10 protein-coding genes are annotated in these 9,763 nt (G+C 73.2%); 6 read left to right on the top strand and 4 right to left on the bottom strand.

Annotation, left to right across the window (positions count from 1 at the left end; translation table 11 throughout):
• Positions 1–139: 139 nt before the first annotated feature.
• Positions 140–532, bottom strand: a complete 393-nt coding sequence (locus tag ACZ4Z2_RS35830) for a winged helix-turn-helix transcriptional regulator (RefSeq protein WP_468081831.1) — start codon at positions 530–532, stop codon at positions 140–142.
• Between the two features lie 149 nt (positions 533–681).
• On the opposite strand from ACZ4Z2_RS35830, the gene ACZ4Z2_RS35825 reads away from it, so the two are divergent.
• Entirely contained in the window at positions 682–1,527 is an 846-nt protein-coding gene (locus tag ACZ4Z2_RS35825) for an SDR family oxidoreductase (RefSeq protein WP_468081830.1), read from the top strand.
• A 141-nt stretch (positions 1,528–1,668) separates the two neighbouring features.
• A complete protein-coding gene (locus tag ACZ4Z2_RS35820; RefSeq protein WP_468081828.1) occupies positions 1,669–2,238 on the top strand; it encodes an AMIN-like domain-containing (lipo)protein in 570 nt (189 codons plus the stop codon).
• 206 nt (positions 2,239–2,444) lie between these two features.
• Here the strand turns inward: ACZ4Z2_RS35820 and ACZ4Z2_RS35815 are convergent, their stop codons facing one another.
• The 3 genes from ACZ4Z2_RS35815 to ACZ4Z2_RS35805 are packed head-to-tail and all read right to left on the bottom strand — an operon-like array spanning position 2,445 to position 3,995.
• Positions 2,445–3,248 carry a rod shape-determining protein gene (locus ACZ4Z2_RS35815; protein WP_468081827.1) on the bottom strand — a complete coding sequence of 268 codons (804 nt, stop codon included), beginning with the start codon at positions 3,246–3,248 and terminating at the stop codon, positions 2,445–2,447.
• Complete coding sequence (locus ACZ4Z2_RS35810) at positions 3,245–3,613, bottom strand: TraR/DksA family transcriptional regulator (protein WP_468081826.1); 369 nt, start codon at positions 3,611–3,613, stop codon at positions 3,245–3,247. The genes ACZ4Z2_RS35815 and ACZ4Z2_RS35810 overlap by 4 nt, the downstream gene beginning before the upstream one ends.
• 52 nt (positions 3,614–3,665) lie before the next feature.
• Complete coding sequence (locus ACZ4Z2_RS35805; protein WP_468081824.1) at positions 3,666–3,995, bottom strand: TraR/DksA family transcriptional regulator; 330 nt, start codon at positions 3,993–3,995, stop codon at positions 3,666–3,668.
• 240 nt (positions 3,996–4,235) lie between these two features.
• On the opposite strand from ACZ4Z2_RS35805, the gene ACZ4Z2_RS35800 reads away from it, so the two are divergent.
• The 4 genes from ACZ4Z2_RS35800 to ACZ4Z2_RS35785 all read left to right on the top strand — a co-directional run bounded on the left by ACZ4Z2_RS35800 (position 4,236) and on the right by ACZ4Z2_RS35785 (position 9,739).
• A complete protein-coding gene (locus ACZ4Z2_RS35800; RefSeq protein ID WP_468081823.1) occupies positions 4,236–5,216 on the top strand; it encodes a HAMP domain-containing sensor histidine kinase in 981 nt (326 codons plus the stop codon).
• Positions 5,191–5,955 (top strand): response regulator, encoded by a 765-nt coding sequence (locus ACZ4Z2_RS35795; protein WP_468081821.1) that lies wholly within the window; start codon positions 5,191–5,193, stop codon positions 5,953–5,955. Before ACZ4Z2_RS35800 ends, ACZ4Z2_RS35795 begins: the two co-directional genes overlap by 26 nt.
• A 626-nt stretch (positions 5,956–6,581) precedes the next feature.
• On the top strand, positions 6,582–8,870 hold the full coding sequence (secD, locus tag ACZ4Z2_RS35790; RefSeq protein ID WP_468081820.1) for a protein translocase subunit SecD: 2,289 nt from the start codon (positions 6,582–6,584) through the stop codon (positions 8,868–8,870).
• 125 nt (positions 8,871–8,995) lie between these two features.
• A complete protein-coding gene (locus ACZ4Z2_RS35785) occupies positions 8,996–9,739 on the top strand; it encodes a restriction endonuclease (RefSeq protein WP_468081819.1) in 744 nt (247 codons plus the stop codon).
• Positions 9,740–9,763: the final 24 nt, after the last annotated feature.

Raw genomic sequence — 9,763 nt, 5'->3', positions numbered from 1 at the left:
GCCATCTGGCACAACCGCAACACGGGCCGAGCCATCCCCCGATCGCTGACCGCCTACGACCACTGACCAAGACTTCGGACTTACTCGTCTAGCGGTCGAGGCCCCTGCTTCGGCGTGCCACCGGAGCGGATCCGTGTCGCTACCGGGGCGGATCCGCGTCGAAGGCGTGGCGGGCCTGTTCGACCCTGTCCAGATTGCCGGCCGCCCACTGGGCGAGGTGGGCGAAGAGCGGAGCCAGGCTGCGGCCCAGGTCGGTGATCTCGTACTCGACCCTCGGGGGCACCTCCGGGTGGTAGGTGCGCACGACCAGGCCGTCGCGTTCCAACTGCCGCAGCCGCTGGGTCAGCACCTTCGGTGTGATCGTGCCGATCCGGCGCTGCAGTTCGACGAAGCGTTGCCGGCCCTCCGTGTGCAGGGCCCACAGGATCGGTGTGGTCCACCGGCTGAACACGATGTCGATGACCGCGCTGGTCGGACAGGCGAGCTCCGGGTCGGTCGCGGCGGAAGCCGCCCAGTCCGCGTTACCGGCCATCAACTCCCCTTTGGAATAGCCACTTTCCTCTAGGTACCTACTATACCGACGCTGTTAGCGTCCCCCGTGTCGCCCGGAGAGCACCTCCCGGACGACGGTCCGCCCACTGGGGCGGCCACCACCATGCCCCAACGACAAGGGAGTTGTTCATGTTCGTTGTGACGGGGGCGACCGGCAACGTGGGCCGATCGCTCGTACGGGTCCTCGCGGCGTCCGGTGCTCCGGTGACCGCGACTTCCCGCGGGATCACGGACGCCGACGTGCCGGAGAACGTCCGGTGGGCGCGGGCCGACCTCGCCGACCCCGAGAGCCTTCGGCCCGTGTTCGACGGAGCCGACGCGCTGTTCCTCCAGAACGGCGGCGCCGGCGCGCACCTGCTGAGCCCCCGGGACATCCTGGACGTCGCCAAGGCGGGCGGCGTCGCAAGGGTCGTCCTGCTGTCCTCCCAGGGCGTCGCGACCCGACCCGGGTCGGTCTCCCACGGCGACATCGCGCGCGACATCGAGGACGCCGTCCGGGAATCGGACCTGGCCTGGACGATCCTGCGACCCGGCGGCTTCCACTCCAACGCCTACGCCTGGGCCGAGTCGGTCCGCGCCCGAAGGACGGTCAGCGCGCCCTTCGCCGACGTCGGCCTGCCGACCGTCGACCCGGACGACATCGCCGAGGTCGCCGCCGCGGCCCTGCGGGACGACCACCACGCCGACCGGATCCACGAGTTGACCGGACCCGAGCCCACCACGCCCCGCCGGCGGGCCGAGGCGCTGGCCGACGCGCTCGGCGAGCCCGTCCGGTTCGTCGAGCAGACCCGCGAGGAGGCCCGCGCGCAGATGCTGCGCTTCATGCCCGAGCCCGTCGTGGAGACGACGCTGGCGATCCTGGGGGACCCCACCCCCGCCGAGCAGCGCGTCAGCCCCACTGTCGAGCAGATCCTGGGCCGTCCGCCGCGCACGTTCGGCGACTGGGCCCGGAACCACGTCGCGGCCTTCCGGTAGGCACCAAGTCGCCCGCGGTGACCCACAGGCGCTCCCTATCCGGACGGCCGGATCTCCACTTTCCGGGAAAGGAGTGCAACCGTCCGGCCGATCCGAATGTCTCCCCTGATGTCGGACATTCGCACCCTTGGGGGGAACAGAATGACTAGAAGAAGAACTGTCTGCGTGACCGCGGTCCTCGTGACCGCCGCACTGGGCGCGGCCGCGATGCCGAGCGCTGCCGCACCGGCCGCGGCTCCGCGGACGGCGGCGGCGTGCCCGACCGGCTGGGGCAGCCTCGCCAAGACGGACTGGTCCAGCACGTCGGGCGAGTACATCACGAACGCCAGGACCGGCCGCCACGACTGCTACGACCGGTTCGTCGTCGACGTCCCGGGCGCGTCCGCCGACCAGCTCGGCTACACCGTGCAGTACGTCGACCGACTGATCCAGGACCCGACCGGCGAGCCCATCCCGGTCAGCGGCGGCGCCGTCCTGGAGGTGATCGTGCGGGCGCCCGCCTACGACTCCGGCGCTCCCACGTACCCCGGCAAGGTGGGCAAGCCGCTGCCGGGTGTGAACCTCACCGGGTACAGCACCTTCAGGGACGCGAAGTTCGGCGGCTCCTTCGAGGGCCAGACGCAGTTCGGACTCGGGGTGCGCGCCCGTCTCCCCTTCCGCGTGCTGCAGTTCGACGGGCGTCTCGTGGTGGACGTGGCCCACACCTGGTGAGCCACCGCCACCTTCATCGCCGCTGCCGCTGCCGTTGTCGCTGACGCTGCCGCTGACGGCCGCCGGGCGCACCGCCGCCCGGCGGCCGGCGGCCGGCGGCACGGCGATGCCCCTGCCCCTGCGTCTGCCCCTGCCCCTGCGCCTGCGTCTGCGTCTGCGTCTGCGTCTGCGTCTGCGTCTGCGTCTGCGTCTGCGTCTGCGCCGAACTATGCGCTGCCGACCGAAGGGTGGAAGTGCGCGGACCGCAGGATGACGGCGGCGCCGCGGAGGGCGGCCGTGTGCGGAGCGGGGACCACCCGCACCGAGGCGTGCGGACCGCCTCTGAGCCGGTAGGTGATGTCGGGGCGCAGCGCTCCGCCCCCGGCCAGGAGCATGCCCCGACTGAGGGCGTCGGCCGTGAGCGAGGTGCGGTCCTGCCGGAGCATCGAGGTGACCATGACGGTGATCGCCTCGACGATCTCCCCGGGATCACCGGCGCGGGGGATGTCGGCGGTGCCCAGGACCGCACGGTGGGCGTCGAGGACGAGACCGTCGCAGAGGAGGACGACCTCGGTGAGACGGGCACCGATGTCCACAACCAGCAACGGGTGCGACAGGTCGGCTCGGGCGGCCAGGGCGACGGCGCGGGCCGTGGGCACGGTCAGCACGGCGCGCGGCCGCAGCACCTCCACGGCGGCGCGGGCCCGTTCCCGGTGGGCGGGGCCGTCCAGCACGGGTGTCGTGACCACCACCAGGGGGCGGGCGGCACGGGGCAGGCGGTGACCGAGCAGCCGGTCGAGCATGCGGGCCGTACCCGGGACGTCCACGATCGTGCCGCGCCGGACCGGAGGCACCGCGTCGGCGCCCTGACGGGTGGCGGTGGGCACGTCGAGGACCAGGCCGCGACCGGCGACCCAGGCGCGGGTGCGCAGGCTGCCCAGGTCGAGGGCGAGGCCGCAGCACCGCCGGCACCGCGGCCAGGGCCGGTGCCCGGTCGGGGAGGCGGCCCGCACACGGCGGACGACGGTCATCGTCCGCCCTCCCTCACCTGCTGGCACCGGCCGCAGTAGCGCGCCTGCGGTACGACCATCAGGCGTTCGCGGTCGATGGGGCTCCGGCACAGGTGGCAGACGCCGTAGCGGCCCTCGGCGATGCGCCGCAGCGCCGCCTCGACATCGGCGAGGACCATGCGCGCGGAGGCGGCGAGCTTCACATGCACCTCGGCCTGCGCCGGGCAGGTGCGGCGTCGCGCGTCCTCGGCACGGGACGTCGCGGCGATCTGCCGCAGCTGTTCCCGGCGGAACAGGAGTTGCTCGCGCAGGTTCTCGCTCAGCGCGGCGAGGTCCTCGGGCGACAGATGCGTGACCGGGTCGCCGATGGTCTGGTGGTTCACCACTTCACCCCTCGGGAGCAGGGCGGGACAGGAACGGGCGGGACGGTGCGATGGGTCAGACGGCGGCGCGACGCTGGCAGGCGACGCAGTACCGCGTGTACGGGAGGATCTCCAGGCGTTCGACGGGGACGGGCGCGGAGCAGCCCACGCACATGCCGTAGGTACCGTCGTCGACGCGGTCGAACGCCGCGTCGATCTCCTTGAGGACCTTCCCGATCGCCTCGGCCTGCGCCGACATCAGGGGGTCCTCCGCGCTCTGCCCGCCGTCGCGCAGGGCCTGGAGCTGGGCGAGCCGGCTGCTGCGGGCGTGTTCGAGACGCCGGCGCGCGTCGTGGGCGGTCAGTCGTGCGGGGCGGGGATCGGTCCGGGAGGTGTCCAGGGGCACGGGAAGGGTCCTTCCGAAGGGGGTCGGGCGTGGTCACCTTCGACTCTTGCCGTGCGTACGCCGAAAGCCCATCGGGCGCGGGCCCCATTTCCCCGGGGGCGCGGTATCCACACGCATGGGTATCTCTCGACCTCCGATATGGGTACCGATCCCCCTCGCTTCCTCCTGGATCTCAAGGCAAAGTGGAGTGGGAGCGGTCACTATCAAAGGCTCTGCGTGGTGGAGGGAGGTGTTTCCCCGGTGTCGCTGTTCTGGCGGATCTTCGGGCTCAACGCCCTGGTGCTGGGCACCGCGACGGCGCTGCTGCTGTGGGCCCCGGTGACCGTCTCCGTGCCGGTGCTGCTGACCGAGGCGTTCATCCTGGTGGGCGGGCTCGCCGTCATGCTGGTCGCCAACGCCGCCCTGCTGCGTCTGGGCCTGGCCCCGCTGGACCGGCTGACCCGGCTGATGGCCACCGTCGACCTCCTGCGCCCAGGGCAGCGGCTGCCCGTGCCCGTCGCCGGCGGCGAGGTGAGCGAGCTGATCCGCACGTTCAACGCCATGCTCGACCGGCTGGAGCACGAGCGTGCCACCTCCAGCGCGCGGGTGCTGCTCGCCCAGGAGGCGGAACGCCGCCGTATCGCCCAGGAACTGCACGACGAGGTCGGGCAGAGCATGACCGCGATCCTGCTGGTGCTCAAACGGGCCGCGGACGACGCCGACGAACCGCTGCGCGAGGAGCTGCGGCAGGCGCAGGAGATCACCCGGGACAGCCTGGACGAGGTACGTCGCCTGGTGCGCCGCCTCCGCCCGGGCGTACTGGACGACCTCGGCCTGGTCAGCGCCCTCACCTCCCTCACCCAGGACTTCTCCACCCACACCGGTCTGCACGTCGTGCGCCGCTTCGCCACCGACCTGCCGGCTCTTCGGCCGGAGACGGAACTCGTCCTCTACCGGGTGGCGCAGGAGAGCCTGACCAACGCGGCCCGCCACGCCGACGCCCGCCGTGTCGAGGTGAGCCTGTGCCGCGCGGGCGAGGCGGTGGTGCTGGAGATCGCCGACGACGGCCGCGGCATCGAGGCGCCGTGCGAGGGTGCCGGCATCCGCGGCATGCGCGAACGGGCCCTCCTCGCGGGGGCCGCCCTCAATCTCACCTCCACCCCCGGCACCGGCACCCGGATCCGCCTCACCACCCCGTCCCCGGAGAGCAGTGACCATGTCCGACCCGACCCCGCCCCGTGAAGCCGCCGCGCCCCCGCCTCCCGGCCCCGCCACGGCACCCGTCGAGGCCCTGGCATCCGGCGCTGCCCCGGCGTCTCCCACGGGCGGGGCGACGCCGATCCGCATCCTGCTCGCCGACGACCACGCCCTCGTCCGCCGCGGTGTACGGCTGATCCTGGAGCGGGAGGCGGACCTGGAGGTCGTCGCCGAGGCCGGGGACGGCGCGGAGGCCATCGAGGCGGCCCGGGCCCAGGACATCGATCTGGCCGTCCTGGACATCGCCATGCCCCGGATGACCGGCCTCCAGGCCACCCGCGCGCTGACCGACCTGAAGCCGGGCCTGCGCATCCTGATGCTCACCATGCACGACAACGAGCAGTACCTGTTCCAGGCCCTCAAGGCCGGGGCCTGCGGATACGTGCTGAAGTCCGTAGCCGACCGCGATCTGGTCGCCGCCTGCCGCGCCGCGATGCGCGACGAGCCGTTCCTCTACCCCGGCGCGATCACCGCCCTGATCCGCAACTACCTCGACCGGGTCCGCCACGGCGAGGAGAACGCCGACCAGCTCCTCACCCCCAGGGAGGAGGAGGTCCTCAAGCTCGTCGCCGAGGGCCACTCGTCCAAGGACATCGCCGACATCCTCGTCATCAGCATCAAGACCGTGCACCGCCACCGGGCCAACCTGCTGCAGAAGCTGGGCCTGCGTGACCGGCTGGAGCTGACCCGGTACGCCATTCGCGCCGGACTCATCGAGCCCTGACCACCAGCCGACCGGCACCGGCCCGACTCCGACCACCCAGAAGGGACGGTGCGATGCGCCGAGCACTCCGCGCCGTCCCGGCCTTCGGCCACCGGTCCGCAGCGGTCCTCATGCTGCTGCTCGCCGTTCTGCTGACGGCGACGCCCGCGGCTTCCCCGCCCGCCGCAGCTTCCCTGCCCGCGGCACTGCCCCTCCCCGCGGTACCTTCCCTGCCCTCCGCACCTCCTCTGTCTTCCGCACCTCCCCTGTCTTCCGCACCTCCCCTGTCCTCCGCACCTCCCCTGTCCTCCGGGCACGCGCACACCGAGCCCCGCACGGACGTCCCCTGTGCCTTCGACTGCGCGGGCCAGGTCAGGGCCCGGCAGGGACATCTCGGCGAGCGCCCCGCACCGCCGGAACACCACGCCGCCGGCCTTCGCGACTGCACCGTCCTCCCGCCCGACGGGACGTCCGTTCCCGTTCCCTCCGCGCACCCGGCCGTTTGCCCCGGCCCGTCGGCCCTGGTCCGGGGCCGAGCACCACCAGCGTCCGCCGGCAGCTGACACACCCCCCGCTCCACCCCTTCCTCTTCCCCTTCCGTCGCGGTAGCGCTACGGCCGCCGCGGCATGCCTGCCGGAGGCCCGTCTTGAAACGCCCCCACAACGTGCGGCGCACCCGTGCGCTGCGCATCCGCGCGCTGCTCGCGCTCGCGGTGATCGCCGGAGCGCTCGCCGTCGCGCTGACCGTTCCGGTCCGCCTCGGACTCGACCTGCGCGGCGGCAGCCAGATCGTGCTGGAGACCCGCTCCACGCCCGCCGTCGAGGCGGACCGTGAGGCCACCGACCGCACCGTCGAGGTACTGCGCGGCCGGGTCGACGCGCTGGGCGTCGCCGAACCCACCCTGGTCCGCTCCGGAGACCACCGCGTCCTCGTCGAACTGCCCGGCGTCCAGGACCCGAAGAAGGCCACCGACGTCCTGGGCAGCACCGCGCACCTCACCGTGCACGCCGTCCTCGGCCCGGCCGAGGCCCCCGACTCGGCCGCGGCTCCGGCTGATCGCGCCGCCGAGCGGGTGCTGCCGGACGAGACCGGGCAGCCCCTGCGCCTGAAGGCCGCCGGTCTGACCGGTCAGGACGTCGAGAGCGCCGACGCCCGCCTCGACCAGCAGACCGGCACCGGGTGGCACGTCACCGTCGACTTCACCGACACCGGCCGCGACCGCTGGACCGGGCTCACCGCCGAGGCCGCCTGCCATCCGCCGGGCGACGCGCAGCGCCGTATCGCCATCGTCCTCGACGGCAGGATCATCTCCTCGCCGCAGGTGGCCTCCAGCGTGACCTGCGGCGCCGGCATCGCGGGCGGCACCACCCAGATCACCGGCTCCTTCGACGACACCGAGGCCCGCGAACTGGCTTTGCTCATCTCCGGCGGTGCCCTGCCCGTGCCGGTCGAGGTCATCGAACAGCGCACCATCGGCGCCACCCTCGGGGACGCGGCGATCACCGCGGCCGCCTGGGCCGCCGTCATCGGCACCGCGCTGACCGCGCTGTTCGTCATCGCCGTCTACCGGCTCATGGGCCTGCTCGCGACCCTCGCCCTGACCTGCTACGGGCTGATCTCGTACGCCGCCCTGGCCGCGCTCGGCGCGACCCTGACCCTGCCCGGACTCGCCGGGTTCGTCCTCGCCATCGGTATGGCGGTCGACGCCAACATCCTGGTCTTCGAACGCGCCCGCGAGGAGCACGCCACCCGCGACCGCCCCACTACCCGCTCGGCGCTGGCCGCCGGGTTCCGCGGGGCGCTGAGCGCCATCGCCGACTCGAACATCACCACCCTGATCGCGGCCGGCCTGCTGTTCGCCCTCGCCTCCGGCCCGGTCCGCGGCTTCGGGGTCACCCTCGGCATCGGCGTCCTCGCCTCCATGCTCAGCTCCCTGTTGATCACGCGGGTGCTCGCCGAGTACGCCGCCGGCCGCCCCGCCGTCCATCGCCGCCCCCGCATCACCTGCATCGCGCACACCGGTTGGGTCCGTGACCGTCTGCTGCGCCGTGGCCCGCGTCTGATGCGGCACCCGCGCCGGTGGCTGGCCGTCTCCGCCGCCCTGGTCGTGGTGACCGCCTCGGGCATCCTCGTGCGCGGCCTCGACCTCGGGATCGAGTTCACGGGCGGCCGCCTCGTCGAGTACACCACCAGCGCCCCGGTGGACACCGACCGGGCGCGCGCCGCCCTCGCCGAAGCCGGGTTCCCGCGCGCGCTCGTCCAGTCCTCCGGTGACGCCCGGCTGACGGTCCGCGCCGGGGACCTGACCGACACCGACACGGCCACCGTCACCAGGACCGTCGCCGGGCTCGGCGGCGACGCGGAGAAGGTCCGCGACGAACTGATCGGCCCCACGCTGGGGGACGAGCTGCGCCGCAACGCGCTCATCGCGCTCTGCCTCGCGCTCGCCGCCCAACTGGCCTATCTGGCGGTCCGGTTCCGCTGGAGGTTCGCCGCGGCGGCGGTCGGCGCGCTCGCCCATGACGTGCTGATCCTCACCGGCGTGTTCGCCTGGCTCGGCAAGCCCGTCGACGGTGTCTTCCTGGCCGCCCTGCTCACCGTCATCGGTTACTCGGTCAACGACTCCGTCGTCCTCTTCGACCGGGTCCGTGAACTCCTCGCCCGTGACCGCACCGGACCGCTGGCCCGCCTGACGGACCGGGCGATCCTGCAGACCCTGCCCCGCACCGTCAACACCGGGACGGGCGCGGCCCTCATCCTCGCCGCGCTCGCCGTCCTCGCCGACGACGCCCTCACCGACTTCGCCCTCGCCCTGCTCATCGGCCTGGCGGTCGGCACGTACTCCTCCGTCTTCACCGCGGCCCCCCTCGCCGTCGGTCTGCACGCACGCCCTCGAACGCGGAGGGCGCGGAACGGGGGACGGCGGTCGGAATGACGATGCCGCGCACGGGCCGGCGCCCCGCCGACTCGTCGGGCGCCACGGTACGGCCGTTGAAGATCCCGATCTTGGGCAGACGAGGGAGGAGTGATCTTTCCCATCGGTCCTGAGGGGGGCATGGCGTGACCGTACCCGTGCGTCGAACGTCGGCCGCGCAGCGCCGGCACCGGTTCGACCTTCGCGCCACCGCGTTGTTCTTCGTCATCCTCGCCGTGCTGATCGGCGTCCTGAGCCTGGTGGCCCGCATGGTGGCCGGCGCCGTCGAGAGGCGCCCCGTGTGGGTGTTCGTCCTGGTGGCCCTGGGCGTCGCGGCCCTCGTGGGCCTGCGGCGCCGGCTGCATGTGGCACGTACGGCGCGCCGGGCCGCGGCAGCGCTCGACGAGGCCGCGAGGGAGGCGGCCGTCGAACTGGAGGCCGGGGTGATCCCCCGTCAGCGCCCGGCCGTCGAGGTCGCCCCCGACTACCACTCCCTGACGCCGGAGGGGTTCGAGGAGGCGATCGCCGCCCTGTGCGAGCGCGACGGCTGCGCGGACGTCGAAGTCGTGGGAGGAGCCGGGGACCTCGGCGCGGATGTCGTCGCGGTGACGCCGGACGGGCGTCGCGTCGTCATCCAGTGCAAGCAGTACACCGCGTCGCACCGGGTCGGCTCCCAGGACCTCCAGCGCTTCGGCGGCACGTGCTTCACGGTCCACGAGGCCGATGTGGCCGTACTGGTCACCACCAGCGACTTCACGGCGCCCGCAGCGGAGTACGCCGACCAGTGCGGGATCGTGTGCGTGGACGGGGATCAGCTCCGCACTTGGACGGACGGCACCGGCCAGCGCCCGTGGGAGACGATCCCGGAGAGCCGGGGAGCGGCCGGATAGCCGTCACCGGACGCCGTGCGCACC

Source organism: Streptomyces sp. NPDC030183, from assembly GCF_055573455.1.
Note: the sequence above shows the minus strand (reverse complement) of the source record. Positions and strands in the feature narration are given on the sequence as shown.

Bases quoted from the DNA above. Each gene is read 5' to 3' on its own strand.
- ACZ4Z2_RS35830 (WP_468081831.1), bottom strand. From the start codon at position 532: ATGGCCGGTAACGCGGACTGGGCGGCTTCCGCCGCGACCGACCCGGAG.
- ACZ4Z2_RS35825 (WP_468081830.1), top strand. From the start codon at position 682: ATGTTCGTTGTGACGGGGGCGACCGGCAACGTGGGCCGATCGCTCGTA.
- ACZ4Z2_RS35820 (WP_468081828.1), top strand. From the start codon at position 1,669: ATGACTAGAAGAAGAACTGTCTGCGTGACCGCGGTCCTCGTGACCGCC.
- ACZ4Z2_RS35815 (WP_468081827.1), bottom strand. From the start codon at position 3,248: ATGACCGTCGTCCGCCGTGTGCGGGCCGCCTCCCCGACCGGGCACCGG.
- ACZ4Z2_RS35795 (WP_468081821.1), top strand. From the start codon at position 5,191: ATGTCCGACCCGACCCCGCCCCGTGAAGCCGCCGCGCCCCCGCCTCCC.